Origin of the sequence: Actinotignum inguinis (assembly GCF_051265835.1) — a bacterium.
Taxonomy (GTDB): domain Bacteria; phylum Actinomycetota; class Actinomycetes; order Actinomycetales; family Actinomycetaceae; genus Actinotignum; species Actinotignum timonense.
Map to the genome: position 1 here is coordinate 38,060 of NZ_JBOZDP010000012.1, position 23,057 is coordinate 61,116.

At 55.6% G+C, this 23,057-nt stretch carries 19 protein-coding genes, 2 tRNA genes and 1 pseudogene; 10 read left to right on the forward strand and 12 right to left on the reverse strand.

Translation table 11 applies throughout. The features are described 5' to 3' along the window. Positions 1–21: 21 nt before the first annotated feature. The 5 genes from def to ACRQFC_RS06765 all read right to left on the reverse strand — a co-directional run bounded on the left by def (position 22) and on the right by ACRQFC_RS06765 (position 2,437). Positions 22–534 (reverse strand): peptide deformylase, encoded by a 513-nt coding sequence (def, locus tag ACRQFC_RS06745; protein ID WP_284896535.1) that lies wholly within the window; start codon positions 532–534, stop codon positions 22–24. A gap of 135 nt (positions 535–669) precedes the next feature. Beyond that, positions 670–741 (reverse strand) — tRNA-Asn (locus tag ACRQFC_RS06750). Positions 742–893: 152 nt separating this feature from the next. Further along, the gene (locus tag ACRQFC_RS06755; RefSeq protein WP_284896532.1) at positions 894–1,178 is read right to left on the reverse strand and encodes a hypothetical protein; all 285 of its coding nucleotides are present in this window, start codon (positions 1,176–1,178) and stop codon (positions 894–896) included. 9 nt (positions 1,179–1,187) lie between these two features. Then, the gene (locus tag ACRQFC_RS06760) at positions 1,188–1,529 is read right to left on the reverse strand and encodes a cupin domain-containing protein (RefSeq protein WP_284896529.1); all 342 of its coding nucleotides are present in this window, start codon (positions 1,527–1,529) and stop codon (positions 1,188–1,190) included. Between the two features lie 11 nt (positions 1,530–1,540). Further along, positions 1,541–2,437: a methyltransferase domain-containing protein gene (locus ACRQFC_RS06765; protein WP_307886424.1), complete on the reverse strand. Its 897-nt coding sequence runs from the start codon at positions 2,435–2,437 to the stop codon at positions 1,541–1,543. Positions 2,438–2,735: 298 nt separating this feature from the next. Between ACRQFC_RS06765 and ACRQFC_RS06770 the strand changes: the two genes are divergently transcribed. Genes ACRQFC_RS06770 through ACRQFC_RS06790 form a run of 5 tightly spaced genes read left to right on the forward strand, consistent with a single transcriptional unit; the run spans position 2,736 to position 8,580 of the window. Then, a complete protein-coding gene (locus tag ACRQFC_RS06770) occupies positions 2,736–3,764 on the forward strand; it encodes a LacI family DNA-binding transcriptional regulator (RefSeq protein WP_101595599.1) in 1,029 nt (342 codons plus the stop codon). Positions 3,765–3,824: 60 nt separating this feature from the next. Further along, positions 3,825–4,781, forward strand: a complete 957-nt coding sequence (locus tag ACRQFC_RS06775) for an ABC transporter substrate-binding protein (RefSeq protein ID WP_016442592.1) — start codon at positions 3,825–3,827, stop codon at positions 4,779–4,781. A 2-nt stretch (positions 4,782–4,783) separates the two neighbouring features. Then, the gene (locus ACRQFC_RS06780; RefSeq protein ID WP_081690054.1) at positions 4,784–6,274 is read left to right on the forward strand and encodes a sugar ABC transporter ATP-binding protein; all 1,491 of its coding nucleotides are present in this window, start codon (positions 4,784–4,786) and stop codon (positions 6,272–6,274) included. Next, the gene (locus ACRQFC_RS06785) at positions 6,271–7,245 is read left to right on the forward strand and encodes an ABC transporter permease subunit (protein WP_026428778.1); all 975 of its coding nucleotides are present in this window, start codon (positions 6,271–6,273) and stop codon (positions 7,243–7,245) included. The genes ACRQFC_RS06780 and ACRQFC_RS06785 overlap by 4 nt, the downstream gene beginning before the upstream one ends. Continuing rightward, the gene (locus ACRQFC_RS06790; protein WP_087070645.1) at positions 7,246–8,580 is read left to right on the forward strand and encodes a hypothetical protein; all 1,335 of its coding nucleotides are present in this window, start codon (positions 7,246–7,248) and stop codon (positions 8,578–8,580) included. A 155-nt stretch (positions 8,581–8,735) separates the two neighbouring features. Here the strand turns inward: ACRQFC_RS06790 and ACRQFC_RS06795 are convergent, their stop codons facing one another. Then, positions 8,736–9,236 (reverse strand): GntR family transcriptional regulator, encoded by a 501-nt coding sequence (locus tag ACRQFC_RS06795; protein WP_244899295.1) that lies wholly within the window; start codon positions 9,234–9,236, stop codon positions 8,736–8,738. Positions 9,237–9,248: 12 nt separating this feature from the next. Then, positions 9,249–9,518 (reverse strand): annotated as a pseudogene (locus ACRQFC_RS06800) (GntR family transcriptional regulator); the annotation flags it as partial. Between the two features lie 246 nt (positions 9,519–9,764). On the opposite strand from ACRQFC_RS06800, the gene ACRQFC_RS06805 reads away from it, so the two are divergent. From ACRQFC_RS06805 to ACRQFC_RS06820, 4 genes are read left to right on the forward strand one after another with little or no spacing between them, the layout of a single operon-like run. Next, positions 9,765–11,255, forward strand: a complete 1,491-nt coding sequence (locus ACRQFC_RS06805; RefSeq protein ID WP_087070643.1) for a CoA-acylating methylmalonate-semialdehyde dehydrogenase — start codon at positions 9,765–9,767, stop codon at positions 11,253–11,255. Positions 11,256–11,280: 25 nt separating this feature from the next. After that, a complete protein-coding gene (gene iolC / locus ACRQFC_RS06810) occupies positions 11,281–12,270 on the forward strand; it encodes a 5-dehydro-2-deoxygluconokinase (RefSeq protein ID WP_087071188.1) in 990 nt (329 codons plus the stop codon). A gap of 2 nt (positions 12,271–12,272) precedes the next feature. Next, positions 12,273–13,136 (forward strand): Cgl0159 family (beta/alpha)8-fold protein, encoded by an 864-nt coding sequence (locus ACRQFC_RS06815; protein WP_087070642.1) that lies wholly within the window; start codon positions 12,273–12,275, stop codon positions 13,134–13,136. A 27-nt stretch (positions 13,137–13,163) separates the two neighbouring features. Then, on the forward strand, positions 13,164–14,531 hold the full coding sequence (locus ACRQFC_RS06820; RefSeq protein ID WP_087070641.1) for a GntP family permease: 1,368 nt from the start codon (positions 13,164–13,166) through the stop codon (positions 14,529–14,531). Between the two features lie 865 nt (positions 14,532–15,396). Here ACRQFC_RS06820 and ACRQFC_RS06825 read toward each other — a convergent pair. From ACRQFC_RS06825 to ACRQFC_RS06840, 4 genes are all read right to left on the reverse strand, one after another. Further along, positions 15,397–15,470: transfer RNA gene (locus ACRQFC_RS06825), tRNA-Ile, on the reverse strand. Between the two features lie 160 nt (positions 15,471–15,630). Then, positions 15,631–16,521: a dihydrodipicolinate synthase family protein gene (locus tag ACRQFC_RS06830; RefSeq protein WP_087070640.1), complete on the reverse strand. Its 891-nt coding sequence runs from the start codon at positions 16,519–16,521 to the stop codon at positions 15,631–15,633. A gap of 228 nt (positions 16,522–16,749) precedes the next feature. Continuing rightward, complete coding sequence (locus ACRQFC_RS06835; RefSeq protein WP_016442581.1) at positions 16,750–18,207, reverse strand: GntP family permease; 1,458 nt, start codon at positions 18,205–18,207, stop codon at positions 16,750–16,752. 136 nt (positions 18,208–18,343) lie between these two features. Further along, positions 18,344–19,627, reverse strand: a complete 1,284-nt coding sequence (locus ACRQFC_RS06840; RefSeq protein WP_087070639.1) for an enolase C-terminal domain-like protein — start codon at positions 19,625–19,627, stop codon at positions 18,344–18,346. Between the two features lie 373 nt (positions 19,628–20,000). On the opposite strand from ACRQFC_RS06840, the gene ACRQFC_RS06845 reads away from it, so the two are divergent. Next, positions 20,001–20,759, forward strand: a complete 759-nt coding sequence (locus ACRQFC_RS06845) for an IclR family transcriptional regulator (RefSeq protein WP_087070638.1) — start codon at positions 20,001–20,003, stop codon at positions 20,757–20,759. Between the two features lie 28 nt (positions 20,760–20,787). Here the strand turns inward: ACRQFC_RS06845 and dnaG are convergent, their stop codons facing one another. Continuing rightward, on the reverse strand, positions 20,788–22,884 hold the full coding sequence (gene dnaG, locus ACRQFC_RS06850; protein ID WP_180948680.1) for a DNA primase: 2,097 nt from the start codon (positions 22,882–22,884) through the stop codon (positions 20,788–20,790). Positions 22,885–23,057 lie beyond the last annotated feature (173 nt).

The window sequence follows — 23,057 nt, forward strand, 5'->3', positions numbered from 1 at the left end:
GCTACCCACGCGGAGGGGCTACTAGAGCGATTGTAGCGCAGAAGAGACGCGCAGCTGGCGAATATCGCGCATCGCTTGTTTACGGACCTCCCGCTCCAGGCGGTCAAGGTAGAGGTGGCCGTCCAGGTGATCGCATTCGTGCTGGATGCAGCGCCCGAGGAGCCCCTCCCCTTCCACGATTTTCTTCTTGCCGTCCAGGTCGATACCTTCCGCCCGGGCGTACCAGGCGCGCTTGGTCGGGTAGTACAGGTCCGGGACGGATAGGCAGCCTTCCTCGCCATCCTGGTATTCATCTTCGGAGAGGGCCACGATCACAGGATTGAGGATGTAATCGATCTCGCCGTCGATATGCCAGGAGAAGGCGCGCAGGGAAACCCCGATTTGGTTGGCTGCTAGGCCCGCCCGGGCGTCGTCGTTCACGTTTTCGAGGAGGTCTTCAACCAGGCGCACGATGCCCGGGGTGATCTCCCGAATCGGATCGCAGGGGGTGCGCAGGACCGGGTCCCCCACCACGCGAATCTCCCGGAATGCCATCACGAACTCCTTTATAAGATTTCTCACATTAAGACTGCCCGGCGGCGCGGCTTAGGCTTATGGCTTACAGGACCGCACCGCGGGTGCCGGACAGAGCAGAACGGCGGTAAGCCTACGCTCACCGCCGTTCGTTCGCTCCCGCAGCTGGACTCGAACCAGCAACCGTTCGATTAACAGTCGAATGCTCTGCCATTGAGCTATGCGGGAATTTGCAACAGAAAAGATAATAGTCAATGGCGGGCCGTGAAGCAACTTGAGAGGTGTGCGCTCTACCACCCTTGGCTCAAAGGGTTGCTATAGGCCGGGCCCCTGCCGTACTTCAGCCGTTGCTAGGCGCGCCTCAGGCGTTGTTACACGTGCTAGGGCTGGTCACCACCGCCGCCGTTCGCCACCACCACCGCCACTACCTGCTGCTCCCCTGCGCCAACATCAGCCGCGGCCAGGTGCTGGCGCAGGGCGCGCCCGGCGAAGAACATGACGATAAGCAGGATGACCCCCACAATCGCGGCGGCGATCATACGACGGCGTGCGATGCGCTGAATCTCCTCCGCCTGGGCGGCGTCAAGGGTGCGGGATTCTTGCGCCTCGGGCCCTTCCGCCGCCTCAGGCCCTTCCGGCAGGTCCGGTTTCTCGGGTTGTGACATGGGGCTACTCTAGCCCACGCTCTGCCCGGTGAGCATGAACAGCACCATCTTGGTGGGAGCCAGGGCGCGCACCGCGTGCGGGAGGCGGGTGGGCAGGTGCACAAGCCCGCCGGGGCGCAGCTGCACCGTGCGCCCCTCGGTACACATCTCCACTTCCCCTTCCAGCACCTGGATGAGCACGGGCACGGCGGCGGTATGCTCGGAGAGCTCCTCGCCGGTATCGAAGGAGAAGACCACCACATTCGCGCCTTCAACGCGCAGCGCGGTGGTGGAAACGGTCGAGGCAGCGGCGTAGTCCACCGTGGCGCCCAGATCCTCCAGGTAGGAAAGTTGCGGGGTGTTTTCACTCATCGGTTGTCCTTTCAGTTAGCGGTGGTAGCGGAAGTGCCGGCATCCGCAGAGCTGGCGATGCCAGTAGATTCGGCGGCGCCAGTAGCACCAGCAGCACCAACGGATTCAACGGGCTTACGGGCCACCATGGCCACGCCGGCCAGGTGGTGGCGATACTTGCGGAAGAGCGCGCGCATGGCCAGCACTCGCGCACGCAGCTCTTTATCGCGCAGCACGTTGCGGAGGATACGCGCCACCCCGCGCAGGCCTTCGTCGGCGAGGTTGCGGCGCAGAGAAAGCAGGGCCATGGGGGCATCCCCCACCCATTCCACCTCGAAACCGGCATCGGTGAGCACCTGCCGCCATTCGGCCTGGGTGAGCGGGCGCGCATTGACGCGAATCGTCTGCGCCAGGCCTTTGCGCAGGGTATCGGCAATGGCCGGGTCGATGCTATCCGGGGTGAGGCTCAGTTCATGGATGGCGTAGCGCCCGCCCGGGCGCAGCAGCCGGAACGCCTCGCCCACAATCGCGGCTTTCGAGTTCGCGCCCTGCATGGTGAGCATCGCTTCGCCCACGACCACATCGGCACCGGCATCGGGTAGTCCAGATTTTTGCGCGGTGGAATTAACGACGACGCCGCCCACTTTCTCCACAATCCCCTTGACGCGGGTCACCGCATTCTTGTCTTGATCTACCCCGGTGTAGGAGTGAATGGGCTCGGAGATAATGAGTTCTGCGGTCCGGCCCAGGCCGGGGGCGAATTCTACAACGTCCGCGCTGGCCAGCTGGGCATACTCAAGCATGGCCTTCGTCAAATGCAAGCCGCCGGGGCGCAATACCCGTTTGCCGGCGCGGGCGAGCACCCAGTGCCCGGCGGCGGTAGCGGTGGGACGATCAGATTGCGGAAGTGGAGCATTGTCATCGATCATGGATTCACCTTAATCCCGCGGGCCTGGTGAGAAAAGGGCGTGTCACAACGATTTCACACCAACCTGACAACTCATAAAAGCGAATAATTACCACTAGAAATCCACCCATTGCCTTAGCCACCAAGTCACCCGATGCTAATAAATACAAAACTGTTGAGAGTAAGCATCTTGAAATGCCCACAACACAACCACCTGTGGCACACCCCACATCAACTTAGACAAACGCACATCCTTGCCCTAAACGTTTAGGTGACATAGCTTGACCTCAACGCAACCAATTGGGACAAAGGAGACCCTGATGAAACCGGCAACTCTTAAAGACGTGGCTCGGGCCGCCGGTGTGTCTATTTGGACTGTTTCCAATACGTTTTCCGGCAAAGCGCCCGTCACGCAATCGACCAAAGCCCGAGTATTGGAAGCGGCTAAAACGCTCAACTACATCCCGAACCAGACAGCACGCGCCCTGCGTCGCGAAACTCCCGGCCCAATCGTCGTGATGACCGCATCAACATCTAATGCTTACTACGTCGATATGCTCGATGGCATTCATGAAATGTTGCGCGCATCTTCCCATGGAGTACGCACAGCCGATCTTGCTCCTGAAGGCCGATTTGATCAGAAAACTGAAGATTTGGTTGTCACCGAAGCAATCCAATCGCGGGCAGCCGGAGTTATCAGCACTCTTACTTTATCTGTAGACAATCACGAGAAACTTTGCGAGTGGGGAATCCCCATTGTCTATGTCGACTCGCAAGGACCGACTGCGCCGTCCGGTTCGGTATCTGTAACCTCAAATAACGAACAAGCCGCTCATCAAATCGGTGAACATCTTAATTATCATGAACTCGACACGTGGCTTTTATTGATCTATCCCGAGCGGTGGTCGACAAGGCAAACTCGAATTAAAGGCATGAAAAACGCCGCCAAGAAATTCGGGGCAACTCTCTCGATTCTCGAATGCGCTAATGACTCACAATCGAGCGCAATTGCGTTAGAGGAATATCTCAGAAATACGAAGGTAGAGAAGCTCGCGATTATTGCCGGTAACAATCCTCTCCTCCTCGGAACCATGCACGCACTCCAGGCATGTGATCTCCATGTTCCTGATCAAGTCGCCTTAATTGCGTTTGACGAATTCACCTGGTCAACTTTCGTCAATCCTCCAGTGACGTTGATTGACGAAGATTCTCGCGATATCGGCGCAAAAGCCGCTCTAAAACTTATTCACATCATGCAAGAGCATCCGCAGGGAGCTATCCGTTACCACAACCAGGAGTCTGAGGAGGTGAACGTCAAGCTCAGAATTCGCGCCTCCTGCGGCTGCTAAACAAATTAGAAAACCAAATTGGGCTAAACCGGCCTATCTAACCAAAAGGAGATCTCAACGATGAGAACAGCAAAAAAGGCGCTCGCCTTCACGACAAGCATTCTGCTCGCCGCAACTTTCTCGGGTTGTACTTCAGGTGACTCCGCTACGGAAGCGCCGAAACCTGACAAGATCGAGAAAATCGGCTTAATGGTGCAGGACATGTCGAACCCGTTCTTCTCAGCTATGGATAAGGGAGCGAAAGAAGCAGCCGAGAAGATTGGCGCAACCCTCAACGTCCAAGACGCCAAACTTGATCTGGCGAATCAGAATACTCAGATTGACACATTCATTCAGCAAGGCGTAGACCTTATCGTTGTCTCCGCCGTTGACGAGTCCGGCCTCCAACCCGCCATCGAACGTGCGCGACAGGCAGGGATCTTCGTGGTAGCTGTTGATACTCCTGCGAAGGGCGCGGATGCCATTGTTATGACCGATGCCGTTCAGGCTGGCGAAATTGCATGCACCTATCTATTCGAACAGATGGGTGGCAAGGGAAATATTTTGGTTGTTGATGGCACACCTATCCAGACGATCACGGATCGCATTAAGGGCTGCAATCAAGCAATGAAGAATTTCCCCGGCATCAAGGAAGTCGGGCACCAAAACTCGCAAAATGACCGCGCCACCGGTCTCTCCGTCACTACCGACATGCTTACTGCAGCCAGCGATGTCCAAGGCATCTTTGGAATGAATGACCCGTCCGCCCTTGGTGCGACGCTTGCCGTGCAGCAAGCTGGACGTACTAATGAAATTAAGGTGGTAGGAATCGACGCTTCTCCCGAAGGACTCCAGGAACTCCGAACCGCTGGTTCTCCCTTCGTCGGCACGGCCACCCAAGAACCCGCAAAAATGGTCGAAAAAGCAATCGAGGTTGGGCAGCAGCTTGCTCGTGGAGAATCACTCACCGAAACCACTATCCTCATCCCCTCGCAAATCATTACCCGGGATGCGGTAGACGAATACCCGGGATGGTAGAAATGACTCTTCTCAAGCTCGAAGGGATCAGGAAAAGATTCGGCGCTACCCAAGCGCTTGGAGGAGTTTCCTTTGATCTGAACGCCGGAGAGATTCATGCCCTCATGGGAGAAAACGGCGCTGGCAAGTCAACGTTGATGAAAATCCTGGCGGGGAATCTTGCTGCCGACAGTGGAAAGATCTTCGTTGACGGTCAGGAAGTCCATATCTCATCTCCTAACGATGCGCGTAAACATGGAATCGCAATCATCCACCAAGAGATCAATACCGTCCCAAATCTGACGGTAGCCGAGAATCTCTGCCTCGGCGTTGAACCACTCAAACACGGGATCCTTGACCGTGAAAAGATGCGTTCGGATGCACGCGCTAAGTTATCGGCTATTGGAGTGGACATCGACGTGAACAGGCCTCTCGGCTCGTTTTCCATCGGTATGCAGCAGATGGTCGAAATTGCTCGTGCTGCTGCCGAGGATGCCCGCATCCTCGTTCTCGACGAACCAACTGCCGCGCTTTCCCGAGCTGAAACAGAGGATCTTTTCAGAATTATTCGGGAACAGCAGCAAAACGGTGTCGGCCTTATCTACATCACTCACCGCATGGAAGAAGTGTGGAAATTGGCTGATAGGGTGTCCGTTCTTCGGGACGGAACGTCCGTCGGAACACAGCTTCTAGCCGAATTAACACCTGACGAAATCGTGCGAATGATGGTCGGTAGAAAAATCGGTGATCTCTACGAACACGCGGACCGTGCATCGGGAGAAGTGGTGCTTGAGGCAAAGGATCTCAAAGCGCCTGGAGTTGACGACGTTTCCTTCAAAGCTCGCGCCGGTCAAATTCTTGGATTTGCAGGCTTGGTCGGTGCCGGGCGTTCGGAAACCGTCAGGCTACTTATGGGAGCAGATCCCATGAGTAGCGGAACGTTGCTACTCAAAGGCGAAAGATATCATCCTAAAAGTCCCAAGGAGGCCCTGGAATCTGGCATTGCCATGGTGCCGGAATCAAGAAAGGAACAAGGTCTGTTCTTGGATCACACAACGGCATCGAATATCTCGATTGCCTCTCTGGGTGACTTCACCAAACTCGGCGTACTCGCGCGAGGCGCAATTCGAAAGAAAGTTCGCCAGATCATGGAAGTGCTCAATATTCGAAAGACCTCCACAAGTCTTCCGGTAAGAGCTCTTTCGGGAGGAAACCAACAAAAGGCACTTCTCGGCCGCACTCTCATGGCAGGTGCCGATCTTTTGATTTTCGATGAACCTACGCGCGGTGTTGACATCGGGGCGAAAAGGGAGATCTACGAAATCATGAATGATCTGGCTAAAGAAGGTAAAACCATCATCATGGTTTCTTCTGACCTCCCTGAAGTTCTGGGAATGTCTGATCGCATCATCGTTATGCGAAAAGGAAAAGTCGTGGGAGAACTCGATGCACGAGATGCCACAGAAGAATCGGTCATGAGCCTCGCGACCGGAGCAACAAAGGAACAAGCATGACTATAGAAGCTGCACCTCGACGGAAAATGAACTTCGCTGCGTGGTGGGATAAGGTTGGGATTCTCGCGGTCCTCGTCCTTCTCGTCGTGATTATGGCGCTCATCGCCCCGAACTTCATGTCGATGAACAATCTCATGAATATCGCCCGTTCGATCTCTATCAACGCGATCATTGCGGCCGGTATGACCTTCGTTATTATTACTGCCGGCATTGATCTCTCTGTCGGATCAATCGTTGCCGTATCGGGTGTAACCGCAGTACTGGCTTGTATCTCCGGTGCTCCAGCCATCGTCGGGATAATCGCTGGCATTCTTGCCGGTGCAGTTGCGGGATGGGTAAATGGTGCCCTATCGGCGTATCTAGCCCTCGCGCCCTTTATCGTGACGCTCGGCATGATGACATTCCTCCGTGGCCTCGGATACACACTGACCGGCGGCCAACCCATCGTAGATAACAAGCTGGCTTTCAGAGATCTCGGAAACGGATACATGGCTGGAATTCCAGTTCCCGTCATTGTAATGATCATTGTCTACATCATCTGCTGGTTCATCCTCGAACGCACGAAGTACGGCAGGCATGTTTACGCAGTCGGCGGCAATCCCGAGGCAGCACGGCTCGCTGGAATCAACGTGAAGCGTGTACTCACATCTGTTTACGTCATTGCAGGGGCACTCTCAGGGCTTGCGGGTGTCATTTTCGCCGCACGCGTTGTTTCCGCGCAGCCGACCGCTGGAACCGGATACGAACTTGATGCTATTGCCGCAGTTGTTCTAGGTGGAACATCCCTTGCCGGTGGTAAGGGCAAGATCATCGGAACCCTCATCGGTGCGATCATTCTCGGCGTGCTCTCGACCGGCATGATTCTGATGAATGTCCAATTCTTCACTCAGCTACTAATTAAGGGCGTCGTCATTATTCTCGCCGTCGCCATTGATTCCCTCAAGCAGAAGAGCACCAAGGCAGGAAAGTAGATGAAGACCCATAAAGTAATCAGTAGTATCGAAGGAAAGCGGGCATTCGAGCCGATTTACTTCGATGAACCACAAGTGCTCACAGAGTCTTTATGGCTAGCACGAACCAATACTGGAGAGCAGATCCTTTGCCAGCGATTGGTTGATCAGCCGGCTCCACAAGAGGCCACCAGATTTGTCACTACACTCAGTTTTGAGGGCGAGGCAAGTTTCACACTGGATGAACCAGTCGAATCCGGAGAAGGAATCACAAAAGGACCCGGTACTGAAGTTGACTCATGGGCCCGCGTTAATACCGGCTACTTCGATATTGATGTATGCACGGGTACCGCCGAGGGCACTGGTGCCTCAAAGTGGGGGCTCAAGCATTTCCGCACCCTTGATGAGGGTATTGATCTCCTCCCCTCTGGAAACAATGCGATTGGTGGATTTTACGGCCCGTTCTTCACTCCTGAAAACGGACTGATCAATCCGCCAGAACACACAAAGGTGAAGATTGAGATCCGTGAAGACGGACCGGTCTTGCTTTCTTTCAGAATGCTAGGTGTGATTCCCGACGGGCTCCTCCCAGAGCTCAGGGGTAAGAACTTCTCAATCGAGTGGGCTTTCACTTATAGGACGCCTTGGTTCAGCCGTCGTTATTACGTAGATGATTTCCAAACCGTGATCAACGGGCGTTCTGTAACTAACAAGATCACCGTTGGGGATGAATTCGAGGCCGGGCAAGGAAAGCTGCTCTTTGATCGGTTTGCGTGCTACGGTGGATCCCGATATCGCAGCGGCGATCCTTATGCTGGACACCTGGCCGACATGGTCGAGCAGACCATTTCTGACGGTACATTGCCTCAGCGCAAGAAACTTGAAGAGTTTAAGGCCGTCCTAACGGATGATATTGAGAACGCCCATTGGGATTTGTACTGGCGCCTATTCTCGACTTTCGAAGGTGCTTTAACGGACGAAACGATCCGCGACCGGCTGGCAATTGTTCGCGAGAAATCGTTTGTTGATGCAGAGCTGCGTGATTGGCGAGTCGATTCTGAACCTATCGACGTCCAGAAAGAGGAGCACGAGACTATCTTCCCCGGAGCTTCCGATAAGACAGTCGAATATGACACATCTACCGGTCGTGCAATGATCTGGTATACCTCGAAGCCATCGGGAGGCTTCCAGATCGTGCAGCGCAAGCAGTCGGGATGGGGAAACTGGGGTACCAACCTCGAAAACGAATGCCCGGAGCTCCCTGTGGGTGTCGATATCAAAACGGCATACGGCAAATTCGCGTCTAACTGGAAAGATATAGCCGACCAGTTAGAAACTCCTCCGGAAGTACTTTAGGACCAGAGAATCCCGTATGGCACTTGCCGGATTTCTAGATGTCCCAGAGTAGGACAGCACGGTTACCGTATACAAAGCTGGGTGGCTGGCGCGATCATTCTCGCGTTAGCCACCCAGTTCCCTTTTACCAAGAAACTGATTCCTCCAGGTGTGATTCACGCCGGGAAGTTGAGTGGGAGGGTGAGGTCGTATTGTTCCGCGTCATACAAATGGTCGGCTAGATCCACGACCCGCCCGGATTCATCATAAGCACTACGCCGCACCCGTAAGAGAGGTGCCCCGGATGCTACGTGTAAAAGTTCTGCTTCCGTAGGCGTCGCGCTACGCGCGCTAATACGCTGGACCCCACCACGTAACACGATCCCGTGGCTCTTGAAGAAATCATAGAGACCACCCGATGATATCGCGGTAAGAGAGGGCGCTAGATCGGCTGGGATCCAGTTACGCATAATCCCCATACGGTTCCCCTCCGCCCACCGCAACCGCTCTAAAGCCACGATCTCTTTACCTTCTTGGCAATGCATATCGCCAGCTAGACCACTATCAGCAAACACCACCCGATACTGGAGAACATCCGTGCGTGGTTCACGGCCCGCCGCCCGCAAATCATCGGAAAGACTCGCCAGGGAAGGATCCCGTTGGAAAACCCGTGGCATCACCCTGGTTCCCACGCGCGGACGCCGTGAGAGTTTGCCTTCATCAGTCAACACTTGCAACGCCCGCCGTAGTGTAGGACGTGAGACTCCCAGCCTGCGTGACATAGATACTTCGTCTTCAAGGAGCTGACCGGGTAAAAGCGCGCCGGAGTCAATCAGGCTCCCTAATGATTGCGTGATTTGTTGATGCAAAGGAAGCGAGGAGCGAGAGTCGAAAACAATCTGCGGAGCAACCGGGATATCCAGCTGATCCGGGTTGTCTTTCCCACCCAGGTTTGACATTAACGTGACCCTCTCACTCTTATTTGTTCACCCAATTGTAAACATAGCGGACAATAGTGAGATTAGCTAGTGTTTCTCTCATTTTATCGCTTCGATGCTGTCCTATATGGCCGTGTTCATTCAAGTTTGCTGGCCGCCCTGGCTGGTCTTTTGTGTTTACAAGTGGGTGGGGTGGGGTTATTTTGGAAACCAATGAGACACCCCGCTGGTGGGGTGCTGGTTTGGACTCACAAGGGAGTGATACGAATGGATATACCTCATTGGATTAATGGTGGCCTCTATGCGGGGCAACCTGAGGGAAAGATTGAGGTTGATGACCCGGCGAGTGGTGAGATTCGCGGGTATTTGTTACAGGCAAGCCGTGAAGATCTTGACTACGCGGTAGGGGTTGCTGTTAAAGCTCAAAAAGCTTGGGCTCGTACCTCGTTGGCTAAGCGTACCGAGATCATGTATCGGATGCGTCAGCTTGTTTTGGATCATCAAGACGAGATCGCTAAAGCGATTGTGGCTGAGCATGGTAAGGATTATTCGGATGCTATCGGGGAGATCCAGCGTGGGCGGGAGACCCTTGATTTTGCTTGCGGGATTAACGTCGCTTTGAAAGGTGAAACCTCGTCGAATATTTCCACCGGGGTAGATATTCACACGCTACGCCAGCCCCTGGGTGTTGTTAGCGGGATTTGCCCGTTTAATTTCCCGGTGATGGTGCCTATGTGGATGCACCCGATTGCTATTGCTACCGGGAATGCTTTCATTTTGAAACCCGCACCGGCCACGCCCTCGGCTTCTCTTGTGATTGCGCGTTTGTATAAGGAAGCCGGACTGCCGGACGGGGTCTTCCAGGTTATTTCCGGGTCGAATGATTTCACGATGGCTATGATTGACCACCCGGATATTAGGGCTGTTTCTTTCGTGGGTTCAACCCCGGTTGCGAAACTGATCCAGGAGCGTGCGGTGCGCGCGGGTAAACGTGTCCAAGCATTGGGTGGGGCTAATAACCACGCGATTGTGATGCCCGATGCTGATATCGAGTTCGCTGGTAAACACCTCTCAGCAGCGGCTTTCGGCGCGGCAGGTGAACGCTGCATGGCCCTGCCCGTTGCTGTCGCGGTGGGTGGGATCGGTGAAAAACTAGCGAAAGCAGTCAAAGAACACGCCGAGCTTATCCGGGTGGGTTACGGCCTGGACGAAGGCGTCCAAATGGGCCCGGTTATCAACGCCCAATCAAAACAACGCATTATTGATGCGATCAATGATGCCGAAGAAAAAGGCGCGAAAGTCATTCTTGATGGCCGCACGCTTCGCGTGAGCGGGCACGAGAAAGGGTATTTCCTCGGCCCAACTATCTGCACGCACGTCCCCCAAGACTCCCTCCTCTACAAGCAAGAAACTTTCGGTCCCGTCCTGGCAATCGTCGAGGTAGACACCTACGAAGAAGCCATCACTCTTGTTAATTCCTCGCCGTATGGCAACGGGGCAGCGATCTTCACGAATGATGGTGGTCTGGCACGTCGTTTCGAACTGGAAGTTGAAGCTGGCATGGTCGGTATCAACGTCCCCATCCCCACCCCCGTGGCCTACTACTCCTTTGGCGGATGGAAAGACTCTCTCATGGGAGATACCCATATCCACGGGCCCGAAGGCGTGCGCTTCTACACGCGCGCGAAGGCCACCACGGTGCGTTGGCCTTCCGAGGGCACCTATGAAGCAACAATGTCGTTTGAACGCACCGAATAAACAATAAGGTAAGGAAGTGATGGACATGGTCGTCCATGATGTACTAACAATCGGACGCTGCGGCGTCGATATCTATCCCCTACAAACTAATTGCACCCTCGAAGAAGTCACAACGTTCGGGAAATTCCTGGGAGGATCGCCTACTAACGTTGCGGTAGCAGCAGCACGCCTGGGAGAAGACTGCGCCACCCTCACCGGGGTAGGTGATGATCCTTTCGGGCGGTGGGTCCGCCTGGAAATGCGCCGGCTCGGCGTATCAGATGAATACGTGATCGTTGACGATACCCTGAACACGCCTGTTACTTTCTGCGAGATTATCCCACCCGAACATTTCCCGTTCTTCTTCTACCGTGAACCCTCCGCCCCTGACCTCCAGATCAAGGACAGTGATCTGGATGAAGACCAGGTACGCGAGGCTAAACTCTTGTGGGTATCCGGGACGGGCCTGTGCGAGGACCCCTCGTATTCCACCCATATGAGCGCGCTTGCCATGCGGGGGCGTAAAGACCATACCGTTTTCGATATGGACTGGCGTCCAATGTTCTGGGAGTCAGTTGATCTGGCACGTCAGCGTTATGCGGAAGTTCTTGAGTATGCGACAGTCGCGGTGGGTAACGTGGAAGAATGTGAAATCGCGGTCGGGGAAACTGATCCACACGCGGCTGCAACAGCACTACTGGAACGCGGGGTCCAGATCGCTGTGGTCAAGCAAGGCAGCAAGGGCACCCTCGCGAAATCGAGCGCGGAAGAATTCTTTATCCCCGCGATGAACACGACCGTGGTCAACGGGGCTGGAGCCGGGGATGCTTTCGGTGGGTCCCTTGTCCACGGGCTTTTACAGGGCTGGAGCCTGGAGAAAACAATCCGGTATGCCAACACTGCCGGCGCGATCGTGACCTCGCGTATCGAATGCTCTACCGCGATGCCCACCCAGGATGAAATCGAGCAAGTACTGGCCGCTAACCACACCGACGCGCTACTCGATACACCCAAATCAGTAGAAAGCAACCAGTAACCATGGATATTGCCAGGCTTATTGCAGGACGGCGTTGCCCGGGCACTGCTCACCAAGCCTTGCTCACACGCGAGCAACCCGCCAGCCTCCTACCCAATGGGAAATTCCTTATCATGGCCGCTGACCACCCCGCCCGGGGCGCGTTCGCGGCTGGCGCTAACCCCCGCGCTATGGAAGACCGTTTCGACCTGCTCGCACGCCTGTGTGACGCGCTTGCCGTGCCCGGGGTTTCCGGCCTGTTAGGAACAGCCGACATCATTGAAGACCTCGCACTCCTGAGAGCCCTGGACGGCAAATGGGTATACGGGTCCATGAACCGGGCAGGACTGGCCGGCGCCGCGTGGGAACTCGATGATCGTATCACGGGCTATACGGCCAAAGGGATAGCTAAAGCAGGCCTGCAAGGAGGGAAAATCCTGCTCCGTATCGCCTACCAGGAAACACAAACCGTTGGCACGTTAGAGATGGCCGGGAAAGTAGTCACCGACCTTGCCCGGCGCCAACGCATCGCCATGGTCGAACCCTTCATCTCACGGCGTGAAGGCAGCCAGGTCGTCAATGATGTTTCTACCGATGCTGTCACCCGCTCGATAGCAATCGCTTCAGGTTTGGGGGCTAATAGTTCCTACACGGTCCTCAAACTCCCCGATACCCCAGACCTGGAACGCTTCGCTCGGGCTACTACCCTACCCATCGTTATCCTCGGCGGGGAAGTCAGCAACGACGCTGCTAAAACCCTGCACAGGTGGGCTCTCCTCTTGGAGATCCCTAACGTGATCGGCCTGGTCATTGGCCGGTCATTGCTCTATCCACAATCAGGCGACGTTCAAGGCGCCGTGGCCAACGCCGCCCAGCTTCTCTCCTAGAGAAGCCCACATATCCAAGGAGCACTCATGACTCTCACAACAGGAGGCCTCCTCGGTATCGCTCTAGCAGCGATAGCCGTTTTACTCTTCCTCATCATCGTATTCAAAGTCAACGCCACAGTTGCGCTTATCCTCGTATCAGCTCTGACTGCTATCGCTACCGGAGTCCCAGTCAGCGAACTATTCGATATGCTGCTCACCGGGTTCTCAGGCACCGTTGGCAAACTCGCTCTCATTATCGGGTTCGGAGCAATCATCGGGCGTATGCTCGAACAATCCGGAGGCGCTGAAGTACTCGCCCAAACCCTGCTACGTTGGTTCGGTGAGAAACGAGCACCCCTCGCCCTCTCGGTAGCCTCGCTCTTGTTCGGCTTCCCGATTTTCTTCGACGCCGGGCTCATCGTCATGTTCCCGATCATCTTCTCCGTTGCCCGCCGCCTGGGCGGACCAGTCTTGCTGTATGCCCTACCAGCAGCCGGCGCATTCCAGGTCATGCACGGACTCATGCCACCCCACCCCGGACCAGTAGCCGCCGCTACCACAATGAACATCAACATCGGGACCGTGCTCCTGGTTGGTTTGATCGTCGCGATTCCCACCTGGTACCTGGCCGGCTACCGCTTCGCATTGTGGCTCTCCAAGCGGTTTGATGTTCCCATCCCTAACGTTCTCGGATCGAAAGAATCCGGGCGTGAACTACCCGGGAAAGAACCCGCCTTCGCGACCGTTCTCTTCATCCTCATGCTCCCGATCTTGTTGATTACCGGTAACACGGTCACCAGTACCCTTCAATCAGCTGGAATCATCCCGGAAAACGCTGCCTGGGCAAGCGCCCTGAAATTCTTCGGTGAAACCGCTGTCGCCCTGTTCGTTACCGCACTCGTAGCTTCAATCATTTTGGGTTATGTACGTAAAGTACCCTGGAAGAATATCGATAAGATCAACGACGCCGGGTTCAAATCAGTAGCCGCGATCGTCATGGTCGCCGGTGCTGGTGGCATGTTCGGTTCCGTGTTACGCGAAACCGGTATCGGTACCGCGCTTGCTAACACGCTAGCCGATCTTGGTATTCCCTTGCTCCTGGCTGCCTACCTTATCTCCCTGGCACTACGAGTCGCGCAAGGCTCAGCAACCGTGGCCATCCAAACCACCGCGGCCTTGCTCGCGGCTACCGTGTCGGGTGCCGGACTCAATGACATCCAAACCGCGCTCGTCGTGGTGGCGATGGGAGCAGGATCCTTCTTCGCTTCCCACGTCAACGATTCCGGGTTCTGGCTAGTAGGTGGCTTCCTGCAAGTAGATACGAAAACGAATCTGAAGATGTGGACCACGTTCACCTCAGTAATATCCCTCGTATCCTTCGGTTTCTGCTCCCTGGTCTACCTCATCGTCTAGAAAACTCAAACTCACAAAACCACGTGTACGCACCCGCGGGCTGGATCTACACCCACCACGGGTGCGTACATGTTTAACTTCCTCACGCACCCCCCTGAATGAAATGCTTCCGTGGGCGTCAAGCACGAGTTAAATCCGCGCGTCTTACGCGATTGTCAAACGCAAGTTAAAACTGCACGCCTAGCGCAATACGAATTGCATGCCTAGCGCAAGGAAAATGCACACCCAGCGCAACCAAAACTGCACCCCCTCACCGAACAGGCAATCTCGCCCGGCGCCCAAGCATCCCTACCGATACCACCACTCAACACTCGCCGGCGGTCGGCGTTACTGCCACCCCACAGGCCGACCACTGGCCGGGTAACCGTGTCAAAAGTAGGTGGATATATTGTCGAAGAAGCTACTGGACTCCTCGTCTAAAAAGTCAATGAACTCCAAGTCCAAATACACGAAAATCCCACGTAGCTGGCGGAACTATGACGCGGGACATCACATAGTGGGGCTAATAGACAAATGGTGGGTCTTATACCGGGAGTTTGCCCTGTCATACCAACGAAAAGTCGGCCTTATTGAGGTCGGGCACCTCAATAAGCTTGCTTCCTTGACATCCGTTGCGTGACATGCCTTGACGGAAAACTCGTTCCGTCCGGGCTGCCATGCGCCACAGCCACGGGGTGGGCAGAGGCGTCAGAGCCGCTTTCTGGGCCGTGTAGGCGCCATAGTGCGCGTTAGAGACACGAAATCGGGGACAAACGGTGCTCTCCCTCGCACTTCGTTTGTGTACCCGATTCGTACGGATCTGATCCGGATCCAAGCCAACGACACGCCGTCATTAGACCCACTTTTTGTCTATTAACCCACATAGTGCCCCCGGCAGGACTTGAACCCGCGACCGATGGATTATGAGTCCACTGCTCTAACCTGCTGAGCTACGGGGGCAGCGCGTAAATTCTAACAGCTCCTAATTGGTCTGAGCCCCAATCATCAGGCTCATCTTTCACATCCAAGAAAACAGGTAGAATACAAGGGCGTTCCGGCCTTTAGAGTGCGTCAGACCGGAACGCCCAGCTTTTGAAAAATAGAAACTTGTCGGCTAAATCTATGCGCGTACGTCGCGCAGCAGCGTCGCGATTTTCTCCGAATCCTCCGCACTCAACGGGACCTGCGGGGCACGCATCAACGGCGAGCACTCCACCCCGCACAAACGCACACCCTCCTTAATCGCAGCAATGAAAATATCACCAATCTCATACACCGCAGCCAAACGCGTAATCTTTTCGAGCTCCGCAGCCGCGCGCGTAACATCCCCGGCCTCATACGCCGCATGCATCGCCGCAAACACCTCCGGAATCAAATTCGTCAAGCCAGAGAGCACCCCGGCCCCGCCACACACCCGATTCCCAATGTAATACTCATCAAAACCAGAAAGCACCGCGAAATCCGGGCGCACCTTCCGCACCTCGCGAATCACCCGCCGCGTATGACTCTGGGTATCCACCGTATCCTTGAGCGCCACAATATTTTCGTGCCGGGCAGCCAGCTCAGCCACCAATTCCGGAGTTAAATCCGCACCCGTGCGCTCCGGGAAGTTATAGAGCATAACAGGAAGGGCCGTCGCGCCCGCAACAGCGTCATAAAAATCAAGCGCCCGCCCGTGCGAATGCCCGAAATAGAACGGCGGGAGGGCCACCACCCCATCCACACCAGCCGCCTCAGCAGCCGCGATATTCTCCAGCACCTCACCCAAACGCGCCGCGCTCACACCGGCCAACACCTGGAAACGCCCCGCGGCCTGCTTGACCGCGAACTTCAAGAACTCGGCCTTCTCCTCAGTGGAGAAAGAGAAAAACTCCCCAATCGAGCCGAAGAAGAGCACCCCGTTGAGCCCGGACTCGGCAAGACGATCAATATGGGCAGCCATCGCCGGATAATCAATCGCACCCGAATCGTCGATCAACGTGACCGACGGGCAATACACACCAGAAAACATTCCAACCCCTTCCAGGTTTGGGCAAATAAAAGCTACCCATTTCCATGTCTCACGCATCATTGCGACTTACTTCGAACGATAACAGGAGGAATGCGAATCCATACCCGCGCAAAACACTAGAAGACAATAAGTACCGTAGGAAACATCGCTGACCGGCGCGCTGAATCATTGAACACGCCGGCCAGCGATAGCCCTACGTTAGGACCAATTCAAATTATTGAATTTACACTACAACAGGAAGAGTCCAAGACCCCAAACCAGAACTAGCCCAACAATGGAGATCAAACATGTCATCACTGTCCAGGTCTTAAACATCTCGGGAAGAGTGAACCCGAAGTATTCCTTTACCAGCCAAAGGCCCGCATCGTTTACGAAGGAGAAAATAAACGACCCAGCACCGATTGCAAGGACAAGAAGACCTGTTTGGATCGGATCATAAGCAAGCGCAGTGGCTGTCGGCTCCAGAATGCCGGCCGTAGTAATGGCCGAAACGGTCGAGGATCCTGTAGCCACACGCACGAACACCGCAATCACCCAAGCGATCAAGATGATCGATATATTTGTGTTTTCTACAAACTTAGTGATCATATCTCCAATGCCGGTATCAATCAGAAGGTTCTTGAAACCGCCACCAGCTCCGAGGATAAATACAATTCCAGCAATGGGACGTAACGATTTCCCGGCTTCATCGTTGAGCTTTTCCCACGGGTACCTTGTCGTAACGAAAAGCGTGAGAGATGCAAATACCAGTGAAATCAGAAGGGCAATCTCGGGATTCCCGATAAACTGCAAAATCTGAGCACCCATTTCCTTGGAATCGTGAAGGTCAGGGCGGACCATCATGATAATTGAAGTGATCAAGAGAAGAATGGCCGGCATGGTGACACAAAGCAGAGACAACCCGAAGGAAGGCTTACGACGACCTTCAACACCGTCCTCTTTATCCGCCATAGCGAACGTGTCCGGCGCACCACGCGGCACGATACGCGTCGAGTACTTCGCGAATAGCGGTCCGCAGATAATAACGAGAGGAATAGCAAGGACAATGCCCATACCCATCGTGATACCCATGGAACCATTCTCAAAGGTTTGGAGAGCGGCGGTGGGCCCGGGGTGTGGAGGAACGAGTGCCTGCATCGCACAAAGGCCCGCCAGGGCTGGCATCGCGATCATCATAAGGGGCATCTTAGATTTCCGCGTAACCATGATGATCACCGGAGCCATGATGATCAGTCCAACATCAAAGAACAGGGGCAACCCAATAAGAGACCCGATGAGAGCCATAGTCCAAGGGAGCATCTTGCGAGACGACTTCGAAATCAGAACGTCAACTAAAACGCCGGTCGCTCCCGTTACCATCAAAACCGCACCCAGCATTGCACCGATACCGACTAAGATACCGACACTTTTAGTGGTGTCTCCAAAGCCGTCAAGGAAGGCGTGGACGGTGTTCATCAGCCCGAACCCGGACCCAATTCCGGTAATCAGGGCCGCAAGCATAATCGCGAGGAAGGGGTGAACTTTCGCCCAGCTAACCAAAATAATGAGGATGGCAACGCCGGTTACGATACTGATGAGAAGCGCTGCCGGGTTAAGACTTACTTCCGGGATATCGCGAGCGAAAGGTAAAAGTCCCTGGGGTATTGAGCTTTGTAGCTGACTCACACCTACAAGTAAAGCATTCATCTATATTTCCTTTTTCTGACGAGTGCAGCGTCCGCACTGCCGCACGCGGGGAATCCAAATGGATTACCAATAGCAAGCAGCGACAGCTATTTATTTAGCCCGCGTGCGGCAGTGGAACGTGGTTTTCCCGGGAGAATTAGCCTCGGTAGAGGTACTTTTCAGCGGTTGCCTGAGTCATCTCAGCACCGTTGCCGGGAGCCGTTTGCGGCATATAGTTGCCATTCTTGATAACTGTCGGGTGCACAAAGTGTTCATGTTGGTTATCAACGTACTCAATCAACCGGTTCTCCATAGTTCCGGATACCGCGACGTAATCAAACATCGCAAAGTGCGCCACAGCTTCGCATAGGCCAACGCCGCCAGCGTGCGGGCAGACAGGCTTATTAAACTTCTTGGCAAGCAGGTATTCGATAACCAGTTCCTGCGGGCCCGCAACACGGGTTGCATCAATCTGCATGATTCCAAACGCATTCATTTGGAGATACTGCTTGAACATGATCCTGTTCTGCATATGTTCGCCAGTTGCTACAGGAATCGGATTAATAGCGCGTGCAATGGTTGCGTGTCCCACCACATCATCCGGCGAAGTCGGCTCTTCAACCCAAGCCAAATCGAAATCATGGAATTCGTTAATCCAAGAAATCGCATCAGGAACGTCCCACACCTGGTTAGCATCAACAGCCAACTTTACATCGGGACCAATCGCTTCGCGAGCTAACCCAAGACGCCGAATATCATCCTCGACGCGGCGCCCCACCTTCAGCTTGATAAGCTTAAACCCTTTTTCTTGAGTCTCTTCCTTACACAGCGAGACCATCTTTTCATCTGAGTACCCTAGCCAACCCGCGGCAGTGGAATACCCGGGGTAGCCATTTTCAAGAAGGTTGGCAATTCTTTCTTGCTTACCACGCTGACCGTCCTTTAGGAACTCAATAGCTTCTTCAGGACGAAGCGCATCAGAAAGATAACGGAAATCAAGAGTTGCGACCAACTCTTCCGGTTCCATTTCACCCAGCAGGCGCCACAGAGGCTTTCCAGCACGCTTGGCTTTAATATCCCAAAGCGCTGAGAGCAATGCACCGATAGCCATATGCTCCACGCCCTTCTCGGGACCAAGCCACCGCAGTTGGGAATCCCCTACGAGCAGATCCCACGCGAGTCGCATATTGTCGAGCAGCTCTTCAACATTACGCCCGACGAGCGTGTGAGCCATAGAGTTCATTGCCGCGCAAACAACATCATTTCCACGACCAATGGTGAACACAAACCCAACACCGATAATTCCATCATCAGCATCAGTAGAAATCTCCACATAAGCCGACGAGTAGTCAGGGTCGGGATTCATCGCATCCGAGCCAGAGAGCGTGTTAGATGTGGGGAATCGAAAATCGTACGTTTTTACGCCGGTAATCTTACTCACGAGTAAACTCCTTTGTTTTAGTTACCCACCGTGGAAGTTCCACGTCATGAACCCTAGTCCCATTTGGGGAACTATCCTAGGACCTTTTGCGACCAAGATTTGCACCCAGTGCGTAAAACTGCACAAATACGCGGGTTTAGTATTTAGGTATGACACCCTTCACACATTCTCATAATCTCGCCAAAGCTACAGGAAATAATAATTTCAGGTTCAAAACAAATGCGGGGCGACTCTTCCCGCATGACTTTGAATCGTTTCCGGTTCCTCAAGGCTCCTTACGAGAGGAGGCGCACAAGCAACAGTCAACCATCTACAATTGAGTTCCATAAAATGGAACTGGTGGTCCGTATCGATCTAGAAGAAGGTTCTTCTCTTGAGTACCAAACAGAGCCCGAGCGCAGCCGATAAAACTCTCATTGTTCTTCAGGCAGCACTGCAACACCCCCGTTTTACCGACATCGTTAACGCGACCGGCCTGGCAAAATCTAGTGTGCATCGCCTTCTCCAAACTTTGGTGAAGTACGAGTTCATTGCGGTAAGCCCTGACGGAAACTATTACGCCGGACCGGCTGCTTTGTCACTCGCCGCAACAGCATTCGAAAGAATCGACATCTCTCAACAAACGAAACCCTACATCCGACAACTTGCCCGCGAAGTTGGGTGCCAAGTGCACATTGGGGCGAGGAACGGTAAAGATGCCGTTTATGTTGCCATACAAGAAACTGATACCCCGTACCGCATACCATCACGAATTGGGGATCGGCTTCCTCTCCATTCAACTTCAATTGGTAAGTGTTTCCTCGCCGAGGAAGAGGATGAGGCGATCATTCGTTACGTGGCAGAGATGCAACTCCCTAAACATACACCCCGAACTATTTCGACAACCGCTGAACTGATAAAAGAAATCGACACAGTTCGTGACCGCGGGTTCGCTATTGACGACGAAGAGAATGTTCCCGGAATTCGATGTGTTGCCGTCCCTATTCGCAACCATCTTGGACGGGTGAACCATGCATTATCAATCACGACTTTAACATTGGAGAAAAGCATGGACGAAGTCATTGCCTTGGTTCCTCAAGTTAAACAAACCGCAGCAAAGATCTCGCGTTCTCTTGGTGCTAAAGAATCCTGAGAATAATCAACCGAGTATTTGGAGTGAACTACCCCAGCTCCATGCGCTCCTCACATGTGCGGCGCTGCGCCTCGAGTTCCATGAGGCGGGCGAAGTGCTGCTGGTAGGCGGCATCTTCCGGATTGGTGCGCTGGAGCGCGGAACGCACGTCCTCGATTTGGCGTAGCACACCTAGCCGAATGAGCGCGAGGGCAATCCCCCACACATAGTGCGGGAGGCGCTGCACATCGGTCTCCGGGAGCGGCTCGGCGGCGAGCTGGGAAATCACTCCGGCTAGCTCCGGGCCACCGGCCGCAATCACCGCCTCCACGTAAGCGGCACTCGCCTGGGGCTCGGCGTGTTCTACGTCCATACCCGCGCCGGTCAGCTGCGCGAAGCGCTCGGCAAATACTCGGGTTCCGCCCGCCGCCCGAATCGCCGTATGAATGGCGTGGTGCACCGGATGGGTGAACGTATGCGGAGGCAGATTATCCATCTCCGCCCGTGCCGCAAAAGCCGGAAGCTGAAGATAAATCTCCAGCGCAGCCCGCTCGACTTTTTCGGTAGGGTCACGCAGCTGCGACACCGGCGGCAAGGTCGCCGCCCGGTGGGTACCGGCATCGGCCGCACTCCCCTGCACTGTACCCGTCCTTTGCGCTGCCGCCTGGTACGACGGCGCATTCCCCGGCTGCACCGCGACTCCCGCCTGCTGCGCACCGCCGGCCGCTAGCGCCCTCGGGGTGTGCTCGCTGGCTGCCTCCAGCACCGCGCGCGCCTGGGCTCGCCCCTGGCGCCCGGCTTCCGCCACCGCCTGGCGCACCACGTGCTCATCCATGCCGAGCCAGCCGGCCAGATTCCGGGTGTATTCCCCGCGCAGTACCCGATCTCTAATCCCCGCCACAATCGGCGCGCTCACCCGTAGCCCGGCGCTGCGGCCCTCCGCGGTGGTGAGCGGAAGGTCCTCAATCAGGGAGCGAATCGCGAATTCGAAAAGGGGGCGCCGCCCGGCGATTACCTCGCGCAGCGCCTCATCCCCGCGCTGGAGCCGCACATCGCAGGGATCCAGATTATCCGGCGCAATCGCCACGTAGGTTTGGGTGGCGAAAGCCTGATCTTCCCCGAAAGCACGCAAAGCTGCCTTCTGGCCGGCACTATCGCCGTCGAACGTAAAAATAACCTCGCCGCCGTAAGCCTTCCCGGAGGAGAGCACCACCCCGGCGGCCGGATTGGCGCCGTCGCCCAAAAGCCGCCGCACAATTTTGACGTGCTCCGCCCCGAAAGCTGTACCACACGTTGCTACCGCCGTGGTGATTCCGGCCAGGTGCGCGGCCATGACGTCCGTATAGCCCTCCACGATGACCACGGAACGCGAGGTCGCGATCTCCTTTTTCGCGAGGTTGAGGCCGTACAGCACCTGCGATTTTTTGTAGATCGGTGTTTCGGGGGTATTGAGGTATTTCGGGCCGCGGTCATCCTCCCCGAGGCGGCGCGCCCCGAAGCCGATAGGTTCGCCGGTGATGGAGAAAATCGGCCACATGAGCCGCCCGCGGAAACGGTCGTAGAGCCCGCGGTTGCCCCGGGTGGCCAGGCCCGCCGTTTCGATTTCCCGGTCGGAAAAGCCGTGGCTGCGCAGGTGCGTGTAGAGCGCGTCCCAGGAGTCCGGGGCGTAGCCGCATTCAAAATGGTCAACGGCCGCCCGCTCAAAACCACGTTCGGCCAGGAGCGTGCGGGCCGGGGCCGCCGCCGGGGTATCGAATTGGGCGCGATAGAACTGCACGGCAACCCGGTGCGCATCGATGAGCCGCCGCTTGGACGGCTCCCCCGGCCGCCGTTCACGCGCGCCCTCGTAATGCAGCTCGATTCCGGCGCGCCGCGCCAGCAGCTCAACCGCCTCCACAAAATCAATACTTTCGGCCCGCTGCACGAAAGCGAAAACGTCGCCGCCTTCCCCGCAGCCAAAGCAATGCCAGCGCCCCAGGTTCGGGCGCACGTGGAAGGACGGAGTTTTCTCGTCATGGAAGGGGCACAGGCCTTTGAGGGAGTCCACCCCACCGGGGCGCAGGGCCACGTACTGGGAGGCGACGTCGTCGATCCGCACCGCGGCGCGCACCCGATCGATGTCTTCCCTTTTGATGAGCCCGGCCATGCCGCCTAGTCTAAGCGAGCCCGCCGCGCAGCGCACGCTCGAACCGTTTCACGCGCTCACCGCGTTCCGCACGCGCGAACCGCGGCGCACGCCGGGGCCGCGGGCGCCGGAACATCAGTGCCGGAACATCAGTGCCGCAGCATCCCGCACAGGTGCGCGTGCCACTGCCGCGC